This is a genomic window from Rhodospira trueperi (genome assembly GCF_900101965.1).
Taxonomy (GTDB): Bacteria; Pseudomonadota; Alphaproteobacteria; order Rhodospirillales; family Rhodospirillaceae; genus Rhodospira; species Rhodospira trueperi.
The window spans coordinates 186,672-212,270 of sequence record NZ_FNAP01000006.1; the positions used below are offsets into that span (position 1 = coordinate 186,672).

Sequence of the window (25,599 nt, forward strand, 5' to 3'; positions counted from 1 at the left end):
TGGCGGCCATCGCGCCAGTCGCGTTCTACACCAGTATCGTCGAGCAGCGCACGGCGAACGCCCTTCAGACGAGCATCTCCCGGTCCCTGACCGCCACCGCGTCCCACATCGCCGACTCCCTGGACCGCTACATGCAGGCCCGCCAGGTCCAGATTTCGCTGTTGTCCCAGCTTGCCCCGCTCAAAACCCTCGATGATCCTGAAGGGGTGCGTGAACTTCTCGACTCCTTGCAGACCAGCGTCCCCAGTTTCGCCTGGATCGGACGATTGGATGCCGACGGTACGGTCGTCGCGGCCACCGGCGGCATTCTCGAAGGCGTCAACATCGCTCATCGCCCGGTCTTCTTCGGCGCCCAAACAGGGCCCTACGTTGGCGATGTCCACGAAGCGGTCATGCTCGCCAATCTGCTGCCCGACCCGTCCGGCGAACCGATGAAGTTCGTCGATGTCGGCATCCCCGTGATTCCTGGCGGCGACGGACCACCGAACGGCGTGCTGGCTGCTCATCTGAGTTGGACCTGGGCCGACGAGGTGTTGCAAACGGTTCTGAAGACAGAAGGCGGTTCGGAACTGGATCTTTTCGTGGTCAGCGGTTGGGGCGATACGGTCTTGTTGGGGCCGAAGGATGCCATCGGTCAGGTGTTCGCGCTCCCCGGCCTGCAACTGGCCAGAACCTACGGAACCTATGGCGGCATCGAAACCTGGCCCGACGGCAAAGCCTATCTGACTGGATATGCGGTCGGCTACGGCCACAAGGACTATCCGGGGCTGGGCTGGACGGTGGTGGCGCGCCAGCCCGTCGCGACGGCGCTTGCCCCGGTCGCGACCGTGCAGTGGATCCTGCTGGCGTGGGGGGCCGGGGTCGCGGCCGTGTTCGCGGTCTGTGGCCGGTGGATGGCGCTTTGGATCACTCGACCACTCAGCCGCATCGCGGCGGTGGCCGATCGTCTGCGCGAAGGCGAGGCCGCGGACATCCCCTGCAACAGCGGCGTCACCGAAATCGACAGCCTCTCGACGGCGCTGGACGCGTTGATCCGCAGCCGCACCCTAATGGAGACGGTCGCCCACCACGACACATTGACGGGACTGACCAATCGGGCCGGCCTTGACGGTCACCTTTCGCTGATGTCGGCCCGGGCCACACGCGAGGGCGCCGCGCTGGGGTTCCTTTGCCTCGATCTGGACGGGTTCAAGCCGGTCAATGACCAGTTCGGCCACGCCGCCGGCGACGAATTGCTTGTCGAGGTCGCCCAACGGCTGCGGCAGGTCGTCCGGGGCGGCGAGGTGGTGGCACGCCTCGGGGGCGACGAGTTCATCCTCGTGCTGCACATGGAGACGGACCAATGGAGAGCCCATGCCTCGATCGTGGCGGATCGGGTCCTGGCCAAGTTCGACCAGCCGTTCCTGGTCGGAGAGACCCCCTGCACGGTCGGTTGCAGCATCGGCATCGCCCGTTGGGACCCGTCGAGTGGCGGAACCACGGCGCAAGCCATGCACGAAGCCGATCAGGCGCTCTATGCGGCCAAACGGGCCGGCAAGCACCGCGCATGTTTCTTCGAGCAAGACGTTGCCACGATCGGCGGCACACCGGACGAGTCGGCGACATGACGTGGGCCTGTCGCCCTGCCCCGGCTGTCAGGTCGCCCCTCGGGTGCTGATCGTGCGGCACGTTGTCGCGGTACGGGAGCAGCTTGGAGTGCGACGCGGCCCGCGATTCAGACGTGCTGTACAAGACCACGCAGACCATTGGCGATGCGGCCGACTTTCGGGACTTCGACGGCATCCGAGCGCTTGGCGCCCGCTGGCCGTGCCTCAATGTCGCGATCTTGACCGATCGTGTTGCCCCGCAAGACCTGGACGTTCTGCCCAGCACGGACATCCATTGGCCTGAGTGGATTGATCGGATTCGGTTCCGCAGGGCATAACCGACGCCACACGGACGTCCGCCGTGAAACGCCGACGCCCGCCTTGTCATATTGACCGAGATCGCGCGTCAATGTGACGACCTGCCGGTCGAGGTGGCGGCGTTCTTCCAGAATGACACGATCAAAGAGGGCTTTGGGAAGTTTTGGCCCTTTCAGATGGCGGATCCCGTGCCCCGGTTTCCGCTCCACAGGGGTCGAAACCCGATCACCAGCGTTTGTTATAACACATAAAGGATCACAGCGAACGCCCGCGCGAAACATTATGACCCGGCCGGCGATTGTCGCCGGGCGCGGGCGGGATCTGGCACGGCGCTTGAAATCTTCGGGGCATCATCCCACCCGACAGCGCCGGCCCCGGCTTCCGCGCCCCGCCCTAGGAGACCCGTTCATGTTCATGCCCGTTCAGACTGATCGTGAGACTCCGATGGGCTCCGGCGGAGGCCAGCCGGCCGGCCCGGTCTTCTCCATCATCGTCGCGGGTCCGTCCGAGCCCGCCGCGCTGCACGAGACCCTGGCCTCCATGCTCACCCTGACCGCGCCGGCGCACGAGGTGATCGTGGTCGATACCGACACCGACGCGGAAACGACGCGGGTGCTGCGCGGTTTCACGGTCATCGATCCCTCCCTGCGGCCGCTGCGGGCGCCGGGCCTGACCGCCAAATCCGCCCGCAACGCGGGCGCTCTGCTCGCCCGCGGTCCGCTGCTGGCCTTCGTGACCCCGGGGACCCGGCTGCGGCCCGACGCGCTGACCGTCTGGCAGCAGCAGATGACGGCGCACGGGCAACCCGTGGCCGCAGTCCTTGGGTCGCCTGGATGCCCTGCGGACGACGGCGCCGCGCCCACCCCGCTGACGCCGACGGCGTTGATGCGCGAGGCCTCGCCGGATCCGACGGCGCCGCTGATCATCTCCCACGCCGCCTGGACCCGGATCGGCGGCTTCGACGAGACCATGCACCATGCCATGGTCGAGGACTGGCTGCTGCGGGCCATTTCCGGCAACGTGGGCATCACGCTGGGCGCCAGCGCCCCAGTGTCAGATGGACGCCCGGGCTCCGTGGCCGGGTCGCCACCCTCCCTGCAAACGTGGGACCGCCTCTGGACGCGCGCGGTCGCCGAGGACCCGGATCTGTGGACGCGGCGGCACGCGGTCCGGGCGCGTCACCGGCGCGCGCTGGCCGTCGCCGCGCGGCGCGACGGCGCGCCCCGGACCCTGGCGTTCGCCCTTCTGGCCCAGGCGGTGGCCGAATGGCCCGCCATGATGTCCCGGGAAACCCGCGCGACGTGGCGCGCCCTGCGGCGGGTGGTGGGGCGCGGGTAGGCGGCTACGGCTCGGCCGCCTCAGCGGTTTCCAGCGCCTCCTGAGCCTCCATCCAGGCCGTTTCGGCGGCCTCGATGTTTTTGGTGATGGCGCCCAGATCCTTCTGCAGCGCCGTCAACCGGTCGGTCGGGCCGTCGTAGAGCGCGGGGTCGGCCAGCTTGTCCTCGATCCGGGCCTTTTCGGCGGTCAGGCGCTCCAGGTTTTTTTCCGCCGCCTGGATGGCCTTGCGCAGCGGCGCGGTGCGCTGGCGCATCTCGGCGGCGGCGCGACGGTCGTCCTTGCGGTCGCGGGCCGTCGCGCCCTTCGGCGCCTCACTGTCGGTCTTGGCCTCGCGCCGCTCCTCGCGGGCACGCTCCAGCAGCAGGCGGCGATAGTCGCCCATGTCACCCTCGAACGGCGCCACCGTGCCGCCGTCCACCAGCCACAGCCGGTCGGCCGCCAGCTCCACCAGGTGCGGGTCGTGGGTGATGAGCACCACCGCGCCCGAGAACGCGTTCAGCGCCGCCACCAGGGCCTCGCGGGTGTCGATGTCCAGGTGGTTGGTGGGCTCGTCGAGGATCATCAGGTGCGGCGCCTCGCGGCTCATCAGGGCGATGAGCAGCCGCGCCTTCTCGCCGCCCGACAGGTTGCCAACCGTCGTATCGACGTGCCGGGCGGTGAAGTCGAACCGGCCCAGATGCGCCCGCAACTTGGTGTCGTTGGCGTCCGGCATGGCCCGGCGCAGATGCCACAGCGGCGTCTGCCCGAACACCAGTTCATCAAGCTGATGCTGGGCGAAGTAGCCCACCGTCAGCTTGTTCGACGCCTTCAGCGAGCCGGACATCAGGTCCATTCGCCCGGCCAGCACCTTGGCCAGCGTGGACTTGCCGTTGCCGTTGGCGCCCAGCAGGGCGACGCGGTCGTCCATGTCGAGGCGCAGGTTCAGCCGCCGCAGCACCGCCGTCTCGCCGTAACCCGCCACGCCGTCCTCAATGGCCACCAGCGGCGGGGCCAGCGGTTGCGGTTCCGGGAAGTCGAAGGAGATGGCGTGATCCTCGACCACCGGCGCCACCATCTCCATCTTTTCCAGCAGCTTGACGCGGCTTTGCGCCTGCCGGGCCTTGGTGGCCTTGGCGCGGAAGCGGTCGATGAACGACTGAATCTTCTGGCGCTGCGCCTGTTGTTTTTCGTAGGCGCGGGCCTGGAGGTCGAGTTGCTCGCGGCGCGTCTTCTCGAACGTGTCATAGGCGCCGCCGTAAGCGGTCAGCTTGCAGCCGTCCAGGTGCCAGATGCGGTTGACCGCCCGGTTCAACAGGGCGCGGTCGTGGCTGATGATCAGCACCGTGCCGGGATAGGTGGCCAGGTGCCCCTCCAGCCACAGTGTCGCCTCTAGGTCCAGGTGGTTGGTGGGCTCGTCCAGCAGCAGCAGGTCCGGCCGCGCGAACAGCACGGCGGCCAGGGCCACGCGCATGCGCCAGCCGCCCGAATAGTCGCCCACCGGCCGACCGTGGGCCTCGGCCGGAAAGCCCAGGCCGGACAGGATGCGCGCGGCGCGGGCCTCGGCGGTGTGGTGGTCGATGGTCGTCAGGCGCTCGTGGATCTCGGCGATGCGGTGGCCGTCGGTGGTGCGCTGTTCCTCTTCGAGGAGCGCGGCGCGTTCGGTGTCGGCGGCCAGCACGCAATGAATCAGCGGCGTGTCACCCTCCGGCGCCTCCTGCGCCAGCCGGCCGACGCGGGCGCGCGGGTGGACCTCGATGGCGCCACCGTCCGGCGCCGCCTCGCCCAGGATCAGGCGCAGAAGCGTCGATTTGCCGGTGCCGTTGCGGCCCACCAGCCCGACGCGGGCCCCGGCGGGCAGGGTCGCGCTGGCGCCGTCGAACAGCACCCGGCCGGCGATACGGTATGTGAGGTCCTTGATCTGAAGCATGACGGGGCGGGTGATAGCACGCGGCGGCGGGCGGGGACAGGGGCGACGGCGATCCGGTCGCCGTGCTCACCACACCAGGGCGGGGATGGCGGCGATGGGGGCCACGCCCTCGGCGGCGCACAGGGCGGCGACGCGCTCCGGGTCGGGCCGCTCGCCGTGGCGGGTCAGGCCCAGCGGTTCGGCGTACAGCCCGCCGGTGACGAACACCGCGTCGATGCCGGCGGCGGCCGCACCCCGGATGTCGGTGTGCAGCCCGTCGCCCACGGCCAGCACCCGGCGCCGGTCGGTCACGCCCAGACGTGCCAGCGCACGGTCATAGATGGCCGGATCGGGCTTGCCCCGGTCGATCACCGCGCCCCCCATCTCGGCATAGCGGGCGGCGAGTGCTCCGGCGCAGATCACCTTTCGGCCCTCGCGGATCACCACGTGGTCGGGGTTGGCGCACACCATGGGCAGGCCGGCCGCGCGGCAGCGGTCCAGGCGCGCCTGATAGTCGGCCACGGTCTCGTCGAACGACCACGGCCCGGTGTTGAGCACGAAGTCGGCGGCCTCGGGGACCTCGACCACATCAAGGTCCAGGCCCTCGAACACAGTGCGGTCGCGCTCCGGCCCCAGGTGCCAGAGCCGCCGGCCCAGCGCGGCGAAGGCCGGATCGGTTCGGTCGCGAAGCTCCTGGTGGACCGCGTCCCCAGACGACAGGATGCCGCCGTACAGGTCGCGGGGCAGGCCCATGCCTTCCATGGTCTCGACGATCGGTCCCGACAGGCGCGGCGCGTTGGTCAGCATCACGGTGGCCAGGCCGGCGTCGCGGATGCGGGCCAGCGCCTCGGCCACGCCTGGATAGGCGCTGTGGCCGTCGTGGATCACGCCCCACAGGTCGAGAATCAGGCCGTCGCGGCCGGCGCACAGCGTCTCCAGGCCCGGCAGCACCGGAACGGCGGGGGTGGTCATGCGGCGACCGCCTTCAGGTCGGTGCCGATGGCGTCCTGAAGCGAACCGATGCCCTGCTCTTCCATGAGGGCCAGCAGATCGGTCTTCAGCTTGGGGACAAGGCGCGGGCCGGCATAGACCAGCGCGGTGTAGATCTGGACCAGACTGGCCCCGGCGCGCAGCCGCGCCAGGATGTCCTCGGCGCTGTCGACGCCGCCGACCGACACCAGCGGCACTCGCCCATACAGGCGCGCCGCCATGAAGCGCAGCACCTCCATGGAGCGCGCCTTCAGGGGCACGCCGGACAGGCCCCCAGTTTCCTGACGGGCCGGATGGGTCAGGCTGTCCGGCCGCGCCGTGGTGGTGTTGACGCAGACCAGCCCGTCGAGCGGATTGTCGGCCTCCAGCGCGATGGCGGCCACGGCCTCCATCTCGGCGTCGGTCAGGTCGGGCGAGATCTTGGCCAGCAGGGGCACGGTGACCCGCGTCGGCAGGGCGGCCCGCACCCGGCGGATGACGCCGCGCAGCAGGTCGGGTTCCTGAAGCCGCCGCAGCCCCTCGGTGTTGGGCGAGGACAGGTTGAGCACCAGCAGATCGGCGTGCGGCCCCAACACGGCGGCGACGGTGGCGTAGTCGTCGGCGGCGTGTTCGATGGGCGTGTCGGCGTTCTTGGCCAGATTGACGGCGACCAGCCCCCGATTCTCCCAGCGCGGCCGGCGCGACAGGCGGTCATAGGCGACGATCATGCCCTCGTTGTTCAGGCCCATGCGGTTGATGATGGCGCCGTCGTCCGGCAGCCGGAACAGACGCGGACGCGGGTTGCCGGGCTGGGGCAGGGGGGTGATGCCGCCCACCTCGACGAAGCCGAAGCCCATGCGCAGGCAGGCATCCGGCACCAGGGCGTTCTTGTCGTAGCCCGCCGCCATGCCCAGCGGATTGTTGAAGCGCCGGCCGAAGACCTCCACCGCCAGGGCCGGGTTGTCCGGGGGCGGCAGGGTCGGCCCCAGCCCGCGCGCCAGCGTGCGAACGCTGAGGTCATGGGCCTTTTCCGGGTCCATGCCGTGCAGCAGGCTCAGGAACATGGGCTTCATGGGGCCAGATCTCCGAGTCTGTCGGACAGGGGCGGCAGCATCATTCGGTTCTCGCGATCATCCGGCAAAGGCAGGGCCGCCAGCACCGCCAGCATGGGAATCGTGCCGTAGAGGTGCGGGAACGGGGCACCGCCGCGCGCCGCCTCCCACCGCACCTCCCCGTCAAGCCGCGCGCCGTCCAGCGTGAGCAGGATCAGCGACGGCACCCCGGAATAATGGGTGGTCAGCGTCCGTTCGACCTGATCGGCGGCCGACAGGTGGATGAATCCGTCCGCCCGGTCGGTGTCCGAGCCGGTGAAGACGCCGGCCGAGACGGCCGCGCGCCAGTCCTGTATCTGGCACACCCGGTACAGCAGGCGGCGGGGTGGGGCCTGAGAGTCGGTGTCGATCATGGCGGAAGACTATCCCATTTCCCGCGCCGGATGAAACCTTTCCGGCGACCGTTGCGGAGCCGTGGCAGCGGGGGCGTCCGTCGCGCGATTATTCAGGGCAATCGGGTGGAAGAGGGTGTGGTCGCAAAGACGCGGCAATTAAGACGTGTGGATCCTATGCCTTGTGACGGAACGCCCCACCATCATTTATCCAGGTAGGGCGGATTCGGCCCGCGAAGCGGGGCAATCCGCCGCGTGGCGGTGATGCGGCGGGTTGCGCCTTCGGCGCGAACCCGCCCTACAAAGTCTCGCGTTTCGCCAAAGGTGCATTCACCCGATTGCCCTGCGCGATTATGGCTTGACGGTGCGGACATACCCACCTTGAATCGCATAATGGCTCACGCTCTGGAACAGTCGTCCGCGCCGGTCGCGGACTATGGCTATCTTGAAGCCCTCACCCGCCAGCATCGGCAGGTGGACGAGATTCGCGCGCTGTTCAAGGAACACACCGATCAAACGGCTGCGTTGATCCGCAACACATCCACGGACTTCAGGACAGTGGCGCAGTCGTGTCTGGAGCGGTGCAACGCAGGCGAGACCGTTGAAAGCGATGTTCTGGACGCGCTGGTCGATGGCATCACGACGTGGGAATCGACCCTGTCTCAGGATCAGGACGAACTGGCGCGGGCGCTGGATATCGCCGAGCAGGCAGCGCGGGAAGAGAATCCGGCCGTTCTGCCCGTCCTTGCCGAGGCCGGGCGCGAACTCGCCGGCATCAACACCGAGAATGCAGAAATCTGCCGCGACGCCCGATGGACCCTCATGGCCGTCAGGGCCCGGTGCCAGCCAGGCGCGCCGGTCGGACCCATCCAGGGACAGCCGATGGACCTGGACGCCTACGAGCGTTCGCTTGGCTGATGGCACGGTGGGTCAAGGGCGACAAATACGACAAGCGCGCCGCCAAACAGCTTCGGCCGGAGGATCGTTGCCGGGCTGACCGCTCCCTGGAAAAGCTGTCCAAAACACCGCCAGGCAGGTCTCTGAGCCTGAAGCCGATGGAAGGGCACAACGGCGAACTCTGGGAAATGAAAGCGGGCGGGCAGAACAGGTTCATCTTGAGGCGCGTGCGGGATGACGCAGGCGGATATTTCGTGGTCGAGGACGTCGGCCCGCACGACATCTACAAGGGATACAACAAGCGCCGGTGATCCCCTGCGGCCACCCTAGACCGACCCGGGGTGTCGGTGCGTCTGCGCTGCCGAGGCCACCGGCACCGAGCCCGCGTACAGGGTTTCCGGCGCCACATCGATCGCGCCGGGCTTGGCGACCGTGCCGTGTTCCGCCCGCACGGACTTGAAGAGCGATGGCCCGGGACCCCGGGAATTCTCCATTGACAGGGGGCCGTCGGATGGGTAGAAACCCGGCCTCCGGTGCGCGACCGCACCGCGCCCCTGCCCAGGTGGCGGAATTGGTAGACGCGCAGGTTTCAGGTACCTGTGGCCGCAAGGCCGTGGAAGTTCGAGTCTTCTCCTGGGCACCATCCCATCAGGCCGACGGCAGTTTTGCTCCCCTGTTCGCGCACGCGGAAGCCGGTGCGGACCATAGCGTTGGTCACGCATGGACCCAGTCGGCCATGCCGATCCGGGTTTGTTATCACGAACAAGGCGGTGCGGTGGTGCCCTATGGGCGGCGGCCCGCTGATCGGCACCCCCGCTGATCGGCACCGAAGGGCAGCGCGCCTCCGATTGCGGCGGATCGAGTCTGTCCGGATGCTGTCACGCATCACGCCCCACGTCTCAACCCGTGTCCTGCGGTGCCTGCGGCTCGTCGCTTCCGATCCGCGGGGCCTACACCCCCATCAGCGCGCGCACATGGGCGTTCACGCTGCCGGCCAGCGCCCGCAGATCATAGCCCCCCTCCAGGACCGAGATCACCCGGCTGTCGCAGAACTCATCCGCGATGGCCATCATGCGCTGCGTGGCCCAGACGAAATCCGCCACCTGAAGGCGCAGATGCGCCAGCGGATCGCGGGCGTGACCGTCGAACCCGGCTGAGATCATCACCAGTTGCGGCCGGAAGGCGCGCATCGCCGGTTCGATGGTCTGCTCCACGGCCGCCCGGAAGGCATCGCCGGTGGACCCGGGGGGCAGCGGGCAGTTGACGATGTTGCCGGCCACGCCGCGCTCGCTCGGAAAGCCGGAGTTGGGGAAGTTCCCGGCCTCGTGGGTCGAGGCATAGAACAGGCCCGGATCCGTCTGGAAAATGTCCTGGGTGCCGTTGCCGTGGTGAACGTCCCAGTCGAATACGGCGACGCGTTCCAGGCCGTATTCCGCGCGGGCGTGCAGGGCGCCGACGGCTACGTTGTTGAACAGGCAGAAGCCCATGGCGCGCTCCGCCTCGGCGTGGTGGCCCGGGGGGCGCACGGCGCAGAAGGCGTTGGTGACCTCACCGCGCATGATGGCATCCACGGCCACCACCACGGCGCCGGCGGAGCGCCGGGCGGCCTCTCCGGAGCCCGGCGAGACCAGGGTGTCACCGTCGATGTGGCGCAGGCCTTCCGCCGGGATGGTGCGGAACACACGGTCAAGATGCGCCTGGGGGTGGACACGCAGAAGCTGTTCGTCGGTGGCCGCCGGCGCCTCCTGCCGGTGCAGCAGCATGAAGTCCTCGGCTTCCAGAATCCGCTGCACGGCGCGGAGACGATCTCCGCTTTCCGGATGAAAGTCGCCCGTGTCGTGGTCGATGCAGGCGTGATGAGACACGTACAGCGTGGGCATGGTCCGCCTTCCTCCCTGGTTGATCGTTTTTGTCGCACCGGCCCCGCCGTCGTCGCAACGCCTTTTTCCGCCGGTCAAGGCCAGCCGGCGGTTTGTCACACTTTGTCACAGTCCTCGACCCGAACCGTCATCAACGGGTCACCAGAGCGATGTTGTGTTGCGCCCGACCGCAATCGACATCAAGGACCCCGACCATGTCCCCCCAAACCAAAACCGCGACCCGCGACATCGTCACGCCCGTCACCATCGTTCTGTTCGTCGTATCCACCGTCACCGGAATCATGCTGCTCTTTCACTGGCAGTCCGGTCTGGTGAAGTTTTCCCATGAATGGCTGAGCTTGGTTTTTTCCGCGATCGCCATTTGGCATCTGGTGAAGAACTGGCGGGCCTTTACGGCCTACCTGAAGCGGCGCCTGCCCCTGGCGGCCTTCGGCCTCAGCCTCGCCGTGTCCGTCATCGTCACCGGCATGACGGGTATGCCGGACGGGGGTGGCCCGCGCGCGGTGTTCGCGGCGCTGTCCGGCGCAACCGTCGCCGACGCGGCGCCGGCGTTCGGGCTGGCCCCCGATCAGGCGCTGGCGATCCTGGAAGCGCAAGGCGCCGCCGGCGCGGCCGACGAGACGCTGTCCGTGATCGCGGCCCGGGCCGGCATGCGCGGGGCCGAGGCCGTGATGCTGCTGGCGTCCCGCAGCGGCGAGGGCGCGCTCTGAGATGGTCATGCCGTCACGGCGCGACGTTCAAGGGCCTCGCGTCGCGCCCATGTGTTGACCCGGTCCGGCGGGCACTTGATATATGGTCGAGTGCTTCGCCGCGCGTTCGCGACCCCCTTCCCTGAGGAGACGACCCTTGCGCCATGAGACCCGCCCGTCGCTCCGGCGGGCCGCTGTTGTCGTGATGCTGTTTGCGGCGCTCGCCCTGGTGGCGTCACCGTCGGCGCGGGCGCAGCAGGGCGACGGATCGCCGGCCACGCCCGTGGGCGTCGCCGAGGTGGGTGAACGCGAGACCTCGCAGACGGTCCCCGTGGTCGGCCGCCTGGTGGCGCGTCGGGCCGGCGTGGTGGCGGCGAAGGGAACCGGCGCCGTGGAGCAGATGGCCGTCGATGTCGGCGATGTGGTCGAGGCCGGGGACCTGCTGGCCCGCCTCGATACGGAAAGCGTCAGCCTGGAGGTGGACCTGGCCGCCGCCGAGGTGGAACAGCGCGAGGCCGCGCTGGAAGAAGCCCGCTCCCGCTTGGCCCTGGCCCGGCAGGAACTGGAGCGCTTGTCCGACCTACGGCGCTCCGCCGCCTTCAGTCAGGCACGCTATGACGACAAGAGCGAGGAGGCCACCGGGCTGGGGCATGCCGTCTCCGTCGCCCAGGCCACCCTGACCATTGCCCGTGCCCGGCTGTCGCTGGCCGAGGTGGCTCTCCGCGATGCCGAGATTCGGGCGCCCTACCCGGGCGTGGTCACCGAACGGCATACCGAGGTGGGGGCATTCGTCACCAAGGGCGCGCCGGTCGTCGCCCTGCTGAACAACCGCGATCTGGAGGTGGAGGCCGACGTCCCCTTCGATTTGGTGGACGGGCTGACCGCAGGCGACAGCGTGGACGTGGTGCTTGACGACGACACCCGGAGCGTCGCCGTGCTGCGGGCCCTGGTCCCGGCGGAGGATGCCCGCACCCGCACCCGGCCGGCGCGCCTCACCCTGCCCGACGCGGCGGCCGCCGGGCACGATCTGGCGGCGGGGCAGAGTGTCACGCTGTTCCTGCCCGAGGGACCGGCGGAAACGGTGGTCGTCGTGCCCAAGGACGCGGTCATCAGCAACCCGTCCGGCGCCACCGTGTTCGTGGTCACGAACGGCGTGGCCCAACCGCGCCCGGTCACGCTGGGCAACGCCGTGGGCGACGCCTTCACGGTCGAGGGCGGATTGCGGCCCGGCGATGTGGTGGTGACACGCGGCAACGAGCGGCTGCGTCCCGGCCAGCCGGTGCGGGCCACGGTGCCGCCCAGCGCGCGCGGCGGCGACGCCGGTCCTCAAGGTTGATCGGCGGGAGCACACATCATGGATCCCATCCGGCTGGCCATCGCCCGCCCGACCGCCGTCATCGCCGCCGTTCTGATGGTGGTCCTGTTCGGCCTCGTCGCCCTGACCACGATTCCGATCCAGATGACGCCCGACGTGCGCCAGCCGGTCATTTCCGTCAACACCAGTTGGCCCGGCGCCGCCCCGGCCGAGGTTGAGCGCGAGATCGTCAACCGCCAGGAGGAGGCTCTCAAGGGCCTGGAGGGCCTGCGCGAGATGACCAGCCAATCGCGCACCGGCCAGTCCGAGATCACGCTGGAATTCGCCACCGGCCAGAACATGGACCGCGCGCTTCTCCTCGTGGCCAACCGGCTGGATCAGGTCTCCAACTATCCCGAGGAGGCCGACGAGCCGACGCTGGAGACCTCCGGCTCCGACGACCAGCCCATCGCCTGGTTCACGCTGCGCCGGGTGGAGGGCAACGACGAACCGATCCATCACTACGGCGATCTGCTGGACGATGTGGTGCGCGACCGGTTGGAGCGCGTCGAGGGGGTCTCCCGCATCAACTACTTCGGCGGCAGTGAGCGCGAACTGCGGGTCACCGTCGATCCGGTCAGCCTGTCCAAGTACCGCCTGACGGTGCCGGAGGTGGTGGGGGCACTTCGGGCGGCCAACGTCTCACTGTCGGCCGGCGACGTGGAGGAGGGCAAGCGCCGCTACGTGGTTCGCGTCGAGGGGCGGTTCTTGACCGCCGAGGATGTCGAGGCGGTGGTGGTGCGCTCCGCCCAGGGGGGCGGCCAGGGCGGGTTGGCGCGGGTCACGGTGGGCGATGTCGCCGACGTGGCCTTCGCCTACAAGGATCAGCGCGCCCGCATCCGCTATCGCGGCGAGGCGGCGCTGGCCATGAACGCCGTGCGCGACACCGGCGCCAACGTCATCGAGACCATGGAGGGCCTGCGCGCCGCCGTGGCCGAACTGAACCAGGGACCGCTGGCCGAGTCGGGACTGTACCTGGGGCAGGTCTATGACGAGACGGTCTACATCAACTCGGCCATCGATCTGGTGATTTCCAACATCTACGTCGGCGGCGTGCTGGCGGCCATCGTGCTTCTGGTGTTCCTGCGCGCGCTGGGGCCGACCGTCGTGGTGTCGCTGGGCATTCCCGTCTCGGTGATCGGCGCCTTTGTCGGCATGGCCGCCCTGGGCCGCTCGCTGAACGTCATTTCGCTGGCGGGCATCGCGTTCGCCGTCGGCATGGTGGTGGACGCCGCCATCGTCGTGCTGGAGAACATCTACCGTCTGCGCGAACAGGGCTACAGCCGCGCCGCCGCCGCCTATCAGGGCGCCAAGCAGGTCTGGGGCGCCATCCTGGTCTCGGCCCTGACCACGGTCATGGTGTTCATCCCCATCCTGACCATGGAGCAGGAGGTCGGCCAGCTCTTCCGCGACATCGCGGTGGCCATTTCCGTGGCCGTCATGCTGTCGCTGATCGTCGCCGTGACCGTCATTCCGGCGCTCGCGCGGCGGCTGTTGGGGCGCGTCAAGCGCAAGGACGAGGCGCACGCGGTGCCGCTGCCCGGCATCGACCAGTTCGGGCGCGGCTTCATGTGGCTGATGACCCGCCTGACCGATCTGATGATCAAGAGCAAGGCTCTGAGCCTGATCGTGGTGGTGACCATCACGCTGGCCGCCGGGGTGGCCACCTGGGTTTTCCTGCCCAAGCTGGAATACCTGCCCGAGGGCAACCGGAACCTCGTGTTCGGGATGATTCTGCCGCCGCCGGGCTACAACCTGGACACCACGACGGCCATCGGCCGGTCCATCGAGGACGCGGTGCGCCCGTTGTGGTCGGAGCGTGAGGGCGCCCGTCGCCACGGCCTGGAGTCGGAGGACGGCGGCGGGTCGGAGACCGCCGGGCCGCTGTCCGGTCTGATCGACGGGGTGACCGGCCTGTTCGCCGGCGACGGGTCGGAGGCGGAGACCGGCGAGCAAACCCGCCCCGCCATCAGCAACTTCTTCTTCGTCGCGTTGGAGACACGCGCCTTCGTCGGCGCCGCCGCCGAGGATCCGGCCCGGGCCAGCGAGTTGATTCCCATTCTGCGCGGCCCGGTGTTCTCGGAGCCGGGCACCTTCGGGTTCGTGTCCCAGCCGTCGCCGTTCGGTCGCTCGGTGGGGGGCGCGCGTGCCGTCAATCTGGACATCTCCGGCCCGGATCTGGAAACCATCCTGGGCGTGGCGCTGCGCGCCGCCGGTAAGGTCGGCGAGGTCCTGCCCCGGGAGCAGGGCAACCAGCTCCGCCCCATTCCCGGTCTGGAACTCGGCGCGCCCGAGGTGCGGGTCGTGCCGGACCTGCTGAAGCTGGCGGACAACGGCGTTTCCGTGCTGACCTTCGGCCAGACCGTGGACGCCTTCAACGACGGCCTGCGGGTCGATGAAATCACCGTCGGCGGCGAGCGCATCGACCTCACCCTCGCCGGCCGTGCCCAGGAGGTGACCCGTACCCAGGACATCGGATCCCTGCCGGTGGTGACCGGCTCGGGCACCATTCTGCCGGTGGCCGCGCTGGGCGACGTTCTGGTGACCGCCGGGCCGACGGAAATCCGCCACCTGGAGCGCGCGCGCACGGTCACGCTGCAAATCCGGCCCAGTCAGGCCATCGCCCTGGAACGGGCCATGGAGATCATCGAGGAGCAGGTCATCGCCCCCCTGAAGGACGAGGGCGTCCCGCCCGAGGTGTCGCTATCGCTGTCGGGCACCGCCGACAAGCTGACCGAGGCCTGGGACGCCATGGTCTGGCAGCTTCTGCTGGCGCTGATCATCGTCTATCTGGTGATGGCCGTTCTGTTCGAGAACTTCTTCTATCCCCTGGTCATCATGGTCACGGTGCCGCTGGCGTCGGCCGGCGCGGTCTTGGCGCTGGGTCTGCTGAACACGGTGAGCTATCAGCCGCTGGACATGCTCACCATGATGGGCTTCGTGATCCTGATCGGCATCGTCGTCAACAACGCCATCCTGCTCGTCGATCAGACCCTGTACGGCCGCCGTCAGGAGGGCCTGAGCCCCGGAGACGCCATCCGCCGGGCCACCGCCAACCGGGTGCGCCCGATCTTCATGTCCACGCTGACCAGCATCATGGGCATGTCGCCCCTGGTGCTGTTCCCCGGCGCCGGGTCGGAACTGTACCGGGGCCTGGGCACGGTGGTGCTGGGCGGGCTGGCCATGTCGGCGCTGCTGACGCTGATCATCATTCCGGCGCTGATGAGCTTGGTCATGGGCCTGATCGAGGGAGGATCCGCGCGGCAAAACCGAAAGGGCCGATCCGGCCGTGGTCGCCGCCTCGCCCGCGCCGGCCGGGCGTGATCCGGACACCGTCTGTCGCGGGCGCCCCGAGCCCGAAGGGCGCTGGCCTCAATTCTCGACCGGTTCCAGACGAAAGCCGTCCGGACAGGACGGCTCTCCGGACAGGCTCCACGCCGGCTCCCGCTTCGCGGCGGCACCGAACGGAATCACTGTGTCCTCGATGCAATGGCATTGCGTTGTCTGGCAATATAACGACAACCGCTCGGCCTCGTCGCCGCCGGAGCCGCAGCCGGTCAGCGCCGCGCCAGCCAGGACGATGGCCGAAGCATGGAATCGAGGCGGGATCATGTCTGGAGACTCCGAATGTTACGGGAGGGTGACCCAACGATCCATCATGGATGATCTGGACGGGCCGTGGGTGGGGTCCATCCCTGTCCGGACCCCCGAATACCATGGACACCGCTCAACCGCCACTGGCGCAACCGCCGCGGCATGTGGCCGTTTCGCAACACCTGACACACTTTGGGGCTTCACGCCCTGATCGCAAGCCTGCCCCGGATGACAGACCACGAACGAAAACGGTATGGTCGGACCGTCTTTGTCCAGACCCTGCAGACCAGTCGGGACACACGGACGCAGGCCTGCCTGTGGGCATCGGGGGGCTTTGTAGAGGCAAAGTGCCGTGGAGCGCGGCTCGCTCTCCGTCAGGGATCCGACAGCCTGGACGGATCGGAAGCGAATGTCGCCCGGCATTGAGACGTGATGGGTTGAGAGACGGCAAGCAAGGAACAGAGACAATGAACAGGCAAACACTGCACAGGGTCCTGCTGGGTACGGTGTCGATGGCGGTGGCCCTTGGCGCCTTTGGCACCACGGAAGCCTGGAGCCAAAGCTCGGAAAGTCACCACTACTCCGAAAACTCCGAACACTACGTGTCCCCGACGGACCAGGAGAAGGCGACCGAGTCTTCGGCGATGTCGAGCAACCGCATTTCGGGGCGGTACATCGTTCGCACCGTCGGTGCTCGCGCCGTGACCCTGAGTTCCGCCGGCGGCGCCCCCGAGACCACCCGTCTGCGAGCCAACGGCGACGGCGAAATTCGCGGCCTGTCCGGCGGCGACGGCGGGGACTGGACCACCGGTAAGCTCGCCATTTGGTCGGCCGCCACCGGCGACCTGTTCTACGATGAAAAGCCGGCGATTGACCTCTCCGGCCTCCAATACGCCGCCACGCTGGGTGCCGATTACCGCTTCTTCGACGCATTTCTGGCGGGTGTCGCCGTCGGATACGAGCGGCTCGACGTCACGTTCCACGGAAACGGCGACTTTCAACGCGACGCCGATTACTTCGTGACCACGCTTTACGGCGCCTACCAGTTTACCGACAACTGGTCGGTGAACATCCTCGGCTCCTATGGTCTCGGTCTGAACGACATCATTCCGGCCGGAGCCAATTCGGGCCAGGGCAACGGTCACCATTCGCATCGCTTCATCACGTCCGGCAACGTGGCCTATAGCAACGTGTACGACCGGATCACCGCCTACGGATCCGGCGGCATATCCTACGCCCACGAAGGGTTCGACGCGTACTACGACAGCGTCGGCGCCAAGGTGTCTCCCGACGCGGTCGAGTTGGGGCAACTCTACACCGAAGGCGATGTTGGCTACATTTTCCAGATGAGCGACGAGAACAACGATATTATTGAGCCGTACGTCTCCGCCCGGTTGGAGTACGACTTCATCAGCAACGGCATGAACGACCGCTTCGGCGCCGTTCTGGGGGGTGGTCTTCGGGCCTTCGTGAACGACAACCTGTCGCTGGAAATGTTCGGCAACACGGAAGTGGCGCGATCCGACGAGGCGACGACCAGCTTCGGCATGAACGCCCGCCTGCAGTTCTGATCACCGATCCGGGACCGGGCGGCCGTTCGTGGTCGCCCGGGTCCCACGTTCCCCCGGCCCATGTGTCGCCCGAAGGGGCTTGGCATGCTTTTGCGCGCCGACCGATCTGTTCTCATTGTCATCGACGTTCAGGAACGGCTGTGCCCGGTCATGGATAATCCACGCCGGGTTCTGTTCAACGGGGCCCGGCTGCTGCGGGGCGCCGCGCTGCTGGACGTGCCGGTGCTGTGTACGGAGCAGTACCCCAAGGGGCTGGGTCCCACCATGATCGACCTGCGGGACCTGTTGCCCGAAGGCGCGGTGATGGAGAAGACCGCCTTCGGCTCCATGGGCGAGCCCCGATTCCGCGCCGCCTTGGACGCGCTCGGCCGCCCCCAGGTGGTTCTGTGCGGGACCGAGGCCCATGTGTGCGTGCTTCAGACCGCGCTCGGCCTGCGCGAGGCATCGTATGACGTGTTCGTGGTGGCCGATGCCGTCGGCTCGCGCCATCCTGACAGCGAGCGCGCCGGACTGGAGCGCGCCCGCGACGCCGGATGCTCCATCGTGACCACCGAAATGGTTCTGTTCGAGTGGGTGGCGGACAAGGACCATCCGGCCTTCCGCGACATCAGCGCCCTGGTGAAATAATACGGTTTCCGCATCACACCGGCCGACGAAAAGGACTGTCTTTTCGTCGGCCGGCGTGAGTTCAGGCGTCTCGCGGGACGGAATGGCTTTCCGATCCCCTCACCCATTCTCCAGCATGGCCCGGCGGCGTTCGACCACCTGTTCGGCGTCACGCCCGCTCAGTTCCTGAAGGTGGTCGAAGGTCCACGAGAACGTGCCCACCCCCATGGTGGAGGAGCGGATCTCGACGATCAGGTCGTGCATTTCCGACTGCGGCAGCATGCCGTGGACCACGTCCCAGCCGTCCCAGCCCTCCTTCTGGTCGAAGCCCAGGATCTGACCGCGCCGCGTGGACAGGGCCCGCTGCGCCTTGCTGGTGGCGTCGTTGGGCACGCTGATCTCGACCTTGAGGATCGGTTCCAGAAGGACCGGGGCGCAGGCCTGAATGCCCTCGCGCATGGCCATCTGCGCGGCGGTCTTGAACGCCTGCTCGGAGCTGTCCACGGTGTGGAACGAGCCGTCGTAGAGCGTCACCTCGAAGTCCACCACCGGGAAGCCCAGCGGCCCCTGCCGCGACCATTCGCGCACGCCCTGCTCGACCGCCGGGATGTACTGGCGCGGCACCACACCGCCGGTGATCTTATCGTGGAAGGCGAAGCCGGCACCGCGCGACAACGGCCCGATCTCCAGGTGGACATCCCCGAACTGGCCATGGCCGCCGGTCTGACGCTTGAAGCGGCCCTGCTGCTGGGTGCGCTTCTTGATGGTTTCCTGATAGGGCACCAGCGGCTTTTCCGACTGAACCTCGACGTTGTACTGGCGCGCCAGCCGGGCCAGTGCGACCTGAAGGTGAATGTCGCCCTGCCCCCACAGCAGAAGTTCGTTGGTCTCGGCGTTCTGCTCCATCTTGAGGCCCCGGTCCTCCTCGCACAGGCGGGCGAGGGCGCCGGACAGCTTCACGTCGTCGCCGTGCTTGGCCGGCCGCACCGCCAGCGCCGCCAGAGGCGTCGGCGGGGTGGGCCAGTCGGTCTCGAGCGTGCCCTTGGCGTCGAGCAGATGGCCGGTGTTGATACCCTCCAGTTTGCCCAGGCCGACGACGGCGCCGGTGGGGGCCTCGCTGGCTTTGGCGGGCTGGCCGGGGGAGGTCAGCGTGAACAGGCCGGCAATCTTCTCGCCGCCGACCTGGGCGCCGTCCTTGACCGGGCCACGCCAGACGCGCGCCAGCGACATCTTGCCGGTGTGGGCGGCATGCACGGTCTTGAACACCTGGACCAGGGGCGCGCTGGCGCCGCTGTCCACCAGTCGCCGCTCCAGGGTCTCGTCTACCGACGGGGTTTCATGGCGCAGCGCCTTGAGCAGGCGGACGACGCCATTGTCCTCCAGCGCGCCGCCGAAGAAGACGGGCACGACACGGTCCTCGGCCAGATCCTTCGTGAGGGTGTCGTAGATCTCGTCCTTGGCCGGAACGATGTCCTCCAGTATTTCCTCAAGCATGGTGTCGTTGGTGTCGGCGAGGCTTTCCAGCAACTCCTGGCGGGCCTCCAACTCTCGGTCCTTCACCTGCTCCGGGAGGTGGATCAGGTCGGAGCGCTCGCCCGGCTTGTAGCGATAGGCTCGCTCGCTGACCAGATCGACATAGCCGGTCACCTTGCCGTCCTCGCGGATCGGGATTTCGCGCAGCACCAACGGCCGGTCGGAGACCTCCTGCATCGCCTCCATCAACTCGCGCAGGGTGACCTGGGCGGTCTCGACCTTGTTGATGAAGATCATGTGCGGGATGGCGCGCTGATCCAGGAATTTCAACAGCGGCATGGCCATGCGCACGCGGGCCGGATCGGGATCGCACACCACCACGGCAACGTCCGCGACCATCAGCGCATTGACCGCATCCTGCTGGAACTCGACCGAGCCGGGACAGTCCAGGAAGGTCCAGCGGTCGCCCAGATAGTCGGCCTCCACCACGTTGATTTCGATGGTCATGCTGCGTTCGCGCGCCTCCGGGCTGGCGTCGCCGACGGTGTTCTGATCCTCCACGCGCCCCTTGCGGTGGATCGCCCCGCAGGCCATCAGCAGGCTTTCGAGCAGGCTGGTCTTGCCGGACAGATAGGGGCCGACAAGGGCGGCGACCCGGGGCGACGCGACGCGGTCGGGCATGGTTCAGGTCCTCTTTGGTCTTGGTTCGATGGACGGACGGGAGCAATGGACGAGACACGGACGGCACGCCACATCGCGCGGGATCCCCGCGCGGGCGCGCCTTTGCATGGTCAGCAGGGAGAGGGAGTGTTTCAAGGGCAAAGCGACCCGGAACGGGCGGAGACTCCAAGGTCCAGACAGAATCGCACAGCCCGCGCATCGCCCTCAACCCCTTCAAAGGAGGGAGGTGTGATCCCTTCAGACGGGGGGATCCACCAGACGATGCAGGCGCTCCGCCGCCGTGTGGGCGAACCGCACCGTCAGCGCCCGCCGCCGCGCCGGGTGCAGCGGGGCCAGGGCCATCGGCCGTATGATCTCCGCCCCCCACGGATCGGCGATCATCAGGCCGCAATCGTCCGGTAACACCGTGATGGGAAAGGTCTCGGACACGGCGAAGGCGAAGGCATCGCAGTACCCCAGGTACTCGCGCCATTTGCCGTCGGCGCGGTAGTCGGCCAGCGCGCTCTTGACCTCGACGATCACCACCCGGCCATCCGCATCAAGCGCCGCCACGTCGGCGCGGCGTCGGTTGGGCAGCTTGAATTCGGTCAGGACGGCGTGCCCGGTCTCGGCCAGATGGCGGCACACCCCGCGTGTCAGGCCGCGCGTCATGGCGGCGGCGTCGCCCTCGGGCAAGCGGTGCCGTCCGGCCGCGGCGGGAGTCAGCAAGGACGGCGGCATGGCTCAAGCCCTCCGGCCTCCGGTTCCGGTGGTGGTCCACCGTTCACCGTAGGGCGCCGGCGCGGCCCCCGCAAGCGCGCGCCGGATCGGGGACCTCAAGGTGGCGCCGCTCACGGCGTCGGCAGCGGCGGCCGCCCCCAGCCGGCGGCGAGGGCCTCGTCGTCACTGCAATAGCGGGCTTCGACGGCGTCATCAGACACGGCGGCGTAGCCCGCATCCAGGGGCACCAGAAACACGCCGTCACCGCCCTCGGGGGTGTAGGCCTTGATCGGGCACGGCGGCGGATCGACGACCGGGTCGTCCGGCAACCGTCCGCCCCGGCGCCAGTCCCACGGACGCACGAAGTCGGTGCGCCACAGGCCCAGGCCGGCCGCCTTTGCTTTCTCCTGGGCCTCGCGATAGGCGCCGGGCGCATCGGGGGCGGTGATGGCGAGCCCTTGGGTGAGCAGTACCATCGCGATATCCTTGTGGCCGCTGATGGCGCAGGTGGACCTGTGCGCGCCGCCAGCCTCGACCGCCGCGCCATCCAGTGGTGTGCAGACAAGCGGCTCCAGCGACAGGCTCAGGACCCGGTGAAGCGCGAAGGCGGCATCCTTGCCGCAGTGAATCCAGCGCCCGGCCTGACGGCAGCGCTGGCCGAGTTCCGGCGCGTCGATGCCGGCGAGATGATGGATGCCTTCGGTCGTCTGGATCGTGTCACCGTCGATGACCGCCGGCATGACGGTCTCCGACAGGGCGGGAGCGGTCGGGAGGCCGAACAGCAGCGCGCCGACACAGAGCGCAAGGACGGCGGCGCGAACGGTCGCGCGGAACCAGAGCAGATTTCGGACCGGCGTGGACGGCACACTGAAACCAAACACAGACTCTTCCCCTCGCAAACCACCAAGACGCGATCCCCTCATCGCCCTTCACGGGGACGCGCGGACCCCGTGTCCGCGTCGCGCCAGCATTCTTTGCTTCCGATCATGGTCAAAATAGGTCGAAGCGGGACCGTCGTCCATCCTCGGCCGCCGGCCGTTCGGGGACGACACGAAAAGGGCCGGCGCCCCACGGCACCGGCCCCCTTCACGGTCGATTGAACCCTGGCGTTCAGCCGATTACTCGGCGGCCGCGCGGGCCTCTTCCAGCCAGCCGTTCCAGGCGTCCTGGTGACCGGCGATCCAGGCATCGGCATGACGCGCGATGTCCTCCTGGCTGTCCTCGCCGTCGCGCATCTTCAGGTTCTGCGCGCTGATGTCGTTGGCCGACACCTCCATGATCGCGAACAGCTTGGCCGCCGCCGGGTTGGCCTCGGCCCACTCCTTGTTGGCGACGATGCGCTGATCGTTGGCCTGGAAGCCGTAGTTGGAGCCGTCGGGCAGGGCGGTGTCCACGTCGGCGCGGGCCCCCGGCAGCGAGGAAAACGGCACCTGCAGCCAGACCACATCCTCGCCCGGCACCAGCACGCCGGACACCCAGTACGGGGTCCAGGTGTAGTACAGCACGGACTCACCCTGTTCGTAGCGGGTGATGGTGTCGGCGATGATGGCCGAATAGGAGCCCTGGTTATGGGTCACGGTGTCCCGCAGATCGAAGGCATCAAGCTGATGCTCGATGACCGCTTCACAGCCCCAGCCCGGGGTGCAGCCGGTCAGGTCCGCCTTGCCGTCGCCGTTGTTGTCGAACAGGGCGGCGATCTCGGGGTCCGACAACTGGCCCAGATTGGTGATGCCGTGCTCGTCGGCGGTCTTCTTGTCGATCAGATAGCCCTGCAGGGCACCCGGGGAGTACACGCCCTCGCGGTACAGCTTCTCCTCGCCGCCGGCTTCCGCGAAGAAGTCGGTGTGCAGCGGGAACCAGCCGTCGGCCAGGAAGGTGCCGTCGCCGTTGCCGATGGCCACATAGGCGGTGGCGTATTCCAGTTCCTTGATGTCCTGGACGTCGTAGCCGAGCTCCTCGAGCGCCTTCATGACCAGCACGGTCTGGAAGGTTTCTTCCGCGATGGAGGACTTCAGGGGGATGACCTCGACGCCCTCGCCGGGCATGTCGGCGGCGATGGCCGGCCCGGCCAGAAGGGCGGTGGACAGGCCGATGGCGGCGACAGTGCCGCGCAGGGTCTTGGGATCGAAGGGATGGGTCATGATGGGAACTCCCTTGGTGTGTTGATTGTGTCCCGATGGCCCCGGCGCCGTGAGGAACCGGGGGATCGGGGTACGCGACCAAACTCAGGTCTTGGCGGATGCGGCGGCCCCCTTCTCGGCCGGCCGGCCGTATCCCATGGCCCGCCGGACCAAGCCGACGGGGCCGGTCTCGAAGAAGCCGACGTTGCCGCGATCTCGCTTGGACACGCCCATGGCCTGGGTCATGCGGTCGATGATGATGGCCAGCAGCACGATACCGATGCCGCCGACGGTGGCCAAACCCATGTCCAGGCGGCCGATGCCACGCAGCACCATCTGCCCCAGGCCACCGACGGCGATCATGGAGGCGATCACCACCATCGACAGGGCCAGCATGAGCGTCTGATTGACGCCGGCCATGATGGTCGGCATGGCCAGCGGCAACTGGACCTTATAGAGAAGCTGGCGGCGCGACGCGCCGAAACTGGTGGCGGCCTCGATCAGGTCGCCGGGCACCTGCCGGATGCCCAGATTGGTCAGGCGGATGACCGGCGGCAGGGCGAAGATGATGGTCACCACCACGCCCGGCACGTTGCCGATGCCGAACAGCATCACGATGGGGACCAGATAGACGAAGGCCGGCGTGGTCTGCATGGCGTCCAGGATCGGCCGGACCACCTGTGCCGCGCGGTCGCTGCGCGCCAGCCAGATCCCTGTCGGCAAGCCCAGCAGAATGCAGAAGAACACCGAGGTGATGACCAGGGCCAGCGTCACCATGGTCTCGTCCCAGGCGCCGATCAGCCCGACGAAGACCATCGAGACCACGGCGCCCACGCCCAGGCGCCAGCCCGCCGCCTGCCACGCCAGCAAGCCGATCAGAACCAGCATCAAGAGCGCCGGCACCCCCAGAAAAGCGGCCTCCATGGTGCTCAGGACGCCGTCCACCGGCCAGCGGATGGCCTGGAAGATGAAGCGGAAGTTGGTGACCAACCAGTCCAGGAAGTGCTCAACCCAAAGTTCAAGAGGGATGGAGGCTTCCTCGAAAGGATGCAGGATGTCGAATGGGGCCTGTTCCGGGGCCGGGGCCGCCTGACTGAGCCAGTCGGTGCCGGCCGGCTGCTCGCCGCCCGTGCGGGCGTCTCCGCTTGCGGTGCCGGTGTTCGAACCCCAGGGGTTCGACTGGGCAATGACGATGCTGTCCTCAGTCATTCTCGGCGCCCTCCCTGTTCAAGGCTTCCAGGAGCAGGGCGCGCGAGACGACGCCCAGATATCGATTGTTGTCGTCCACCACCGGCAGGCCGCACGGGGACTGGGCCACCGTGCCGATGATCTCGCCGATGCTGGTGCTGGCCTTGAGTGGTTCGATGTCCGACAGGAAAGCGTTATGCAGCTCCGGCTTGGTGGTCTTGGCCTCGGCCTCCAGGGACGTGACGGAGACAACGCCGTGGAAGTGCTGCCGTTTGTCGACAATGTAGGCGAACTCGCGCCCGGCCTTGCCGACCCGTTGCAGGGCGGCCCGGACATTGCCGTCGCGTTCGTAAATCACGACATCCTGTTTCACGGCCACGTCGCCGGCGGTCAGGACGTTGGAGACGTCGACGCCCCGGAAGAACGACTTCACGTAGTCATCGGCCGGGTTGTTCAGGATCTCGTCCGGCGTGCCGACCTGGACGACGCGCCCGCCCTCCATGATGGCGATGCGGTCGCCGATGCGCATGGCCTCGTCGAGGTCGTGAGAAATGAAGACGATGGTGCGCGCCTGCTCCTCCTGGAGCGCGACCAATTCGTCCTGCATCTCGCTGCGGATCAGGGGGTCGAGGGCGCTGAACGCCTCGTCCATCAGCATGATCGTGGGATCGTTGGCCAGCGCGCGGGCCAGACCGACACGCTGCTGCATGCCGCCGGACAGCTCGTTCGGATAGCTGTTGCCCCAGGCCCCCAGCCCCACCTGCTCCAGCGCCGCCATGGCGCGCTGCTCGCGGTCGTCCTTCGCCACCGCCGACAGTTCCAGCCCGAAGGCCGTGTTCTGCAACACCGTCAGGTGCGGCATCAGCGCGAAGGACTGGAACACCATGCTGATGTGCTTGCGGCGGAACTCGATCAGTTCCTTTTCGGACATCCTGGCAATGTCCACGCCGTTCACCACGATCTCGCCGGCCGTCGGCTCGATCAGCCGGTTGAGCATGCGCACCAGTGTGGACTTGCCGGACCCGGACAGGCCCATGACGACGAAGATCTCGCCCTCGCGCACCGAGAACGAGGCGTCGCAGACGCCCAGCGTCAGACCCGTCTTCTCGAAGATGTCGGCTTTGCCCAGGCCGTCCCGGTACAGCCGGACGCCCTCCTGTGGATCGTCGCCGAACACCTTGAAGAGGTTTCGGACGACAAGCTTTTCCGTGTCGGTCAAATCGTGCGTTCCCTGTTGCTGACACCGCCCCCGTGGTTCCCCCGCCCCTCGGTGTCACCCGGGTCGGGCATCGCCCTGACGCGCCGGA

Annotated in this window: 22 protein-coding genes and 1 tRNA gene; 10 read left to right on the top strand and 13 right to left on the bottom strand. The window is 68.1% G+C overall.

Features of this window, described 5'->3' with window-relative positions:
- Positions 1–131 precede the first annotated feature (131 nt).
- Complete coding sequence (locus BLS85_RS09795; protein WP_176793565.1) at positions 132–1,607, top strand: diguanylate cyclase domain-containing protein; 1,476 nt, start codon at positions 132–134, stop codon at positions 1,605–1,607.
- Between the two features lie 107 nt (positions 1,608–1,714).
- Here BLS85_RS09795 and BLS85_RS19090 read toward each other — a convergent pair whose 3' ends face one another.
- Positions 1,715–2,113 (bottom strand): hypothetical protein, encoded by a 399-nt coding sequence (locus BLS85_RS19090; protein ID WP_176793567.1) that lies wholly within the window; start codon positions 2,111–2,113, stop codon positions 1,715–1,717.
- A 199-nt stretch (positions 2,114–2,312) separates the two neighbouring features.
- Here BLS85_RS19090 and BLS85_RS09805 point away from each other — a divergent pair, with 199 nt between their 5' ends.
- Positions 2,313–3,242, top strand: coding sequence for a glycosyltransferase family 2 protein (locus BLS85_RS09805; RefSeq protein ID WP_176793569.1), 930 nt, complete (start codon positions 2,313–2,315; stop codon positions 3,240–3,242).
- A 4-nt stretch (positions 3,243–3,246) separates the two neighbouring features.
- Here the strand turns inward: BLS85_RS09805 and BLS85_RS09810 are convergent, their stop codons facing one another.
- The 4 genes from BLS85_RS09810 to BLS85_RS09825 form a co-directional block, all read right to left on the bottom strand.
- Positions 3,247–5,148: an ABC-F family ATP-binding cassette domain-containing protein gene (locus tag BLS85_RS09810; protein ID WP_092785723.1), complete on the bottom strand. Its 1,902-nt coding sequence runs from the start codon at positions 5,146–5,148 to the stop codon at positions 3,247–3,249.
- 66 nt (positions 5,149–5,214) lie between these two features.
- Entirely contained in the window at positions 5,215–6,099 is an 885-nt protein-coding gene (locus BLS85_RS09815) for a TIGR01459 family HAD-type hydrolase (RefSeq protein ID WP_092785725.1), read from the bottom strand.
- Positions 6,096–7,169, bottom strand: a complete 1,074-nt coding sequence (locus BLS85_RS09820) for a quinone-dependent dihydroorotate dehydrogenase (RefSeq protein WP_092785727.1) — start codon at positions 7,167–7,169, stop codon at positions 6,096–6,098. Before BLS85_RS09820 ends, BLS85_RS09815 begins: the two co-directional genes overlap by 4 nt.
- Positions 7,166–7,561, bottom strand: a complete 396-nt coding sequence (locus tag BLS85_RS09825) for a DUF952 domain-containing protein (protein WP_245699168.1) — start codon at positions 7,559–7,561, stop codon at positions 7,166–7,168. Before BLS85_RS09825 ends, BLS85_RS09820 begins: the two co-directional genes overlap by 4 nt.
- 372 nt (positions 7,562–7,933) lie before the next feature.
- Between BLS85_RS09825 and BLS85_RS09830 the strand changes: the two genes are divergently transcribed.
- The 3 genes from BLS85_RS09830 to BLS85_RS09840 all read left to right on the top strand — a co-directional run bounded on the left by BLS85_RS09830 (position 7,934) and on the right by BLS85_RS09840 (position 9,080).
- A complete protein-coding gene (locus tag BLS85_RS09830; protein WP_092785729.1) occupies positions 7,934–8,458 on the top strand; it encodes a hypothetical protein in 525 nt (174 codons plus the stop codon).
- Positions 8,458–8,748 carry a hypothetical protein gene (locus tag BLS85_RS09835; protein ID WP_092785731.1) on the top strand — a complete coding sequence of 97 codons (291 nt, stop codon included), beginning with the start codon at positions 8,458–8,460 and terminating at the stop codon, positions 8,746–8,748. Before BLS85_RS09830 ends, BLS85_RS09835 begins: the two co-directional genes overlap by 1 nt.
- 245 nt (positions 8,749–8,993) lie before the next feature.
- Positions 8,994–9,080 (top strand) — tRNA-Leu (locus tag BLS85_RS09840).
- A gap of 307 nt (positions 9,081–9,387) precedes the next feature.
- Here the strand turns inward: BLS85_RS09840 and BLS85_RS09845 are convergent.
- Complete coding sequence (locus BLS85_RS09845) at positions 9,388–10,317, bottom strand: histone deacetylase family protein (protein WP_092785733.1); 930 nt, start codon at positions 10,315–10,317, stop codon at positions 9,388–9,390.
- A 194-nt stretch (positions 10,318–10,511) separates the two neighbouring features.
- Here BLS85_RS09845 and BLS85_RS09850 point away from each other — a divergent pair, with 194 nt between their 5' ends.
- From BLS85_RS09850 to BLS85_RS09860, 3 genes are all read left to right on the top strand, one after another.
- Complete coding sequence (locus BLS85_RS09850) at positions 10,512–11,027, top strand: DUF4405 domain-containing protein (RefSeq protein WP_245699169.1); 516 nt, start codon at positions 10,512–10,514, stop codon at positions 11,025–11,027.
- 136 nt (positions 11,028–11,163) lie between these two features.
- Positions 11,164–12,342 (top strand): efflux RND transporter periplasmic adaptor subunit, encoded by a 1,179-nt coding sequence (locus BLS85_RS09855; protein WP_176793571.1) that lies wholly within the window; start codon positions 11,164–11,166, stop codon positions 12,340–12,342.
- 18 nt (positions 12,343–12,360) lie between these two features.
- A complete protein-coding gene (locus tag BLS85_RS09860) occupies positions 12,361–15,684 on the top strand; it encodes an efflux RND transporter permease subunit (RefSeq protein ID WP_092785739.1) in 3,324 nt (1,107 codons plus the stop codon).
- A gap of 48 nt (positions 15,685–15,732) precedes the next feature.
- On the opposite strand, the gene BLS85_RS09865 is transcribed toward BLS85_RS09860, so the two are convergent.
- On the bottom strand, positions 15,733–15,972 hold the full coding sequence (locus BLS85_RS09865; RefSeq protein WP_092785741.1) for a hypothetical protein: 240 nt from the start codon (positions 15,970–15,972) through the stop codon (positions 15,733–15,735).
- A 449-nt stretch (positions 15,973–16,421) separates the two neighbouring features.
- Between BLS85_RS09865 and BLS85_RS09870 the strand changes: the two genes are divergently transcribed.
- Together BLS85_RS09870 and BLS85_RS09875 are read left to right on the top strand one after the other, a co-directional pair.
- Positions 16,422–17,525, top strand: coding sequence for an autotransporter outer membrane beta-barrel domain-containing protein (locus tag BLS85_RS09870; protein ID WP_092785743.1), 1,104 nt, complete (start codon positions 16,422–16,424; stop codon positions 17,523–17,525).
- A gap of 84 nt (positions 17,526–17,609) precedes the next feature.
- A complete protein-coding gene (locus BLS85_RS09875) occupies positions 17,610–18,152 on the top strand; it encodes a hydrolase (RefSeq protein WP_092785745.1) in 543 nt (180 codons plus the stop codon).
- A gap of 99 nt (positions 18,153–18,251) precedes the next feature.
- Here BLS85_RS09875 and BLS85_RS09880 read toward each other — a convergent pair whose 3' ends face one another.
- From BLS85_RS09880 to proV, 6 genes are all read right to left on the bottom strand, one after another.
- Positions 18,252–20,285 carry an elongation factor G gene (locus BLS85_RS09880; protein WP_092785747.1) on the bottom strand — a complete coding sequence of 678 codons (2,034 nt, stop codon included), beginning with the start codon at positions 20,283–20,285 and terminating at the stop codon, positions 18,252–18,254.
- A 237-nt stretch (positions 20,286–20,522) separates the two neighbouring features.
- Positions 20,523–21,005, bottom strand: coding sequence for an MmcB family DNA repair protein (locus BLS85_RS09885; RefSeq protein WP_245699170.1), 483 nt, complete (start codon positions 21,003–21,005; stop codon positions 20,523–20,525).
- Positions 21,006–21,115: 110 nt separating this feature from the next.
- Positions 21,116–21,865 carry a thermonuclease family protein gene (locus tag BLS85_RS09890; protein ID WP_092785749.1) on the bottom strand — a complete coding sequence of 250 codons (750 nt, stop codon included), beginning with the start codon at positions 21,863–21,865 and terminating at the stop codon, positions 21,116–21,118.
- Positions 21,866–22,102: 237 nt separating this feature from the next.
- The gene (gene proX / locus BLS85_RS09895; RefSeq protein WP_092785751.1) at positions 22,103–23,125 is read right to left on the bottom strand and encodes a glycine betaine/L-proline ABC transporter substrate-binding protein ProX; all 1,023 of its coding nucleotides are present in this window, start codon (positions 23,123–23,125) and stop codon (positions 22,103–22,105) included.
- Between the two features lie 84 nt (positions 23,126–23,209).
- Positions 23,210–24,313 (bottom strand): glycine betaine/L-proline ABC transporter permease ProW, encoded by a 1,104-nt coding sequence (proW, locus tag BLS85_RS09900; RefSeq protein WP_092785753.1) that lies wholly within the window; start codon positions 24,311–24,313, stop codon positions 23,210–23,212.
- Positions 24,306–25,511 (bottom strand): glycine betaine/L-proline ABC transporter ATP-binding protein ProV, encoded by a 1,206-nt coding sequence (gene proV, locus BLS85_RS09905; protein ID WP_092785755.1) that lies wholly within the window; start codon positions 25,509–25,511, stop codon positions 24,306–24,308. The genes proW and proV overlap by 8 nt, the downstream gene beginning before the upstream one ends.
- Between the last annotated feature and the right edge of the window lie 88 nt (positions 25,512–25,599).

What these genes read in the sequence shown, in the direction of transcription:
- BLS85_RS09845 (WP_092785733.1), bottom strand. Translation starts at nt 10,317, where the DNA reads ATGCCCACGCTGTACGTGTCTCATCACGCCTGCATCGACCACGACACG.
- proW (WP_092785753.1), bottom strand. Translation starts at nt 24,313, where the DNA reads ATGACTGAGGACAGCATCGTCATTGCCCAGTCGAACCCCTGGGGTTCG.
- BLS85_RS09835 (WP_092785731.1), top strand. Translation starts at nt 8,458, where the DNA reads ATGGCACGGTGGGTCAAGGGCGACAAATACGACAAGCGCGCCGCCAAA.
- BLS85_RS09870 (WP_092785743.1), top strand. Translation starts at nt 16,422, where the DNA reads ATGAACAGGCAAACACTGCACAGGGTCCTGCTGGGTACGGTGTCGATG.
- BLS85_RS09810 (WP_092785723.1), bottom strand. Translation starts at nt 5,148, where the DNA reads ATGCTTCAGATCAAGGACCTCACATACCGTATCGCCGGCCGGGTGCTG.
- BLS85_RS09805 (WP_176793569.1), top strand. Translation starts at nt 2,313, where the DNA reads ATGTTCATGCCCGTTCAGACTGATCGTGAGACTCCGATGGGCTCCGGC.
- BLS85_RS09885 (WP_245699170.1), bottom strand. Translation starts at nt 21,005, where the DNA reads ATGCCGCCGTCCTTGCTGACTCCCGCCGCGGCCGGACGGCACCGCTTG.
- BLS85_RS09875 (WP_092785745.1), top strand. Translation starts at nt 17,610, where the DNA reads ATGCTTTTGCGCGCCGACCGATCTGTTCTCATTGTCATCGACGTTCAG.
- BLS85_RS09825 (WP_245699168.1), bottom strand. Translation starts at nt 7,561, where the DNA reads ATGATCGACACCGACTCTCAGGCCCCACCCCGCCGCCTGCTGTACCGG.
- BLS85_RS09865 (WP_092785741.1), bottom strand. Translation starts at nt 15,972, where the DNA reads ATGATCCCGCCTCGATTCCATGCTTCGGCCATCGTCCTGGCTGGCGCG.
- BLS85_RS09830 (WP_092785729.1), top strand. Translation starts at nt 7,934, where the DNA reads ATGGCTCACGCTCTGGAACAGTCGTCCGCGCCGGTCGCGGACTATGGC.
- BLS85_RS09880 (WP_092785747.1), bottom strand. Translation starts at nt 20,285, where the DNA reads ATGCCCGACCGCGTCGCGTCGCCCCGGGTCGCCGCCCTTGTCGGCCCC.
- BLS85_RS09815 (WP_092785725.1), bottom strand. Translation starts at nt 6,099, where the DNA reads ATGACCACCCCCGCCGTTCCGGTGCTGCCGGGCCTGGAGACGCTGTGC.
- BLS85_RS09860 (WP_092785739.1), top strand. Translation starts at nt 12,361, where the DNA reads ATGGATCCCATCCGGCTGGCCATCGCCCGCCCGACCGCCGTCATCGCC.
- proX (WP_092785751.1), bottom strand. Translation starts at nt 23,125, where the DNA reads ATGACCCATCCCTTCGATCCCAAGACCCTGCGCGGCACTGTCGCCGCC.
- BLS85_RS09795 (WP_176793565.1), top strand. Translation starts at nt 132, where the DNA reads ATGCAGGCCCGCCAGGTCCAGATTTCGCTGTTGTCCCAGCTTGCCCCG.
- BLS85_RS09820 (WP_092785727.1), bottom strand. Translation starts at nt 7,169, where the DNA reads ATGAAGCCCATGTTCCTGAGCCTGCTGCACGGCATGGACCCGGAAAAG.
- BLS85_RS09850 (WP_245699169.1), top strand. Translation starts at nt 10,512, where the DNA reads ATGTCCCCCCAAACCAAAACCGCGACCCGCGACATCGTCACGCCCGTC.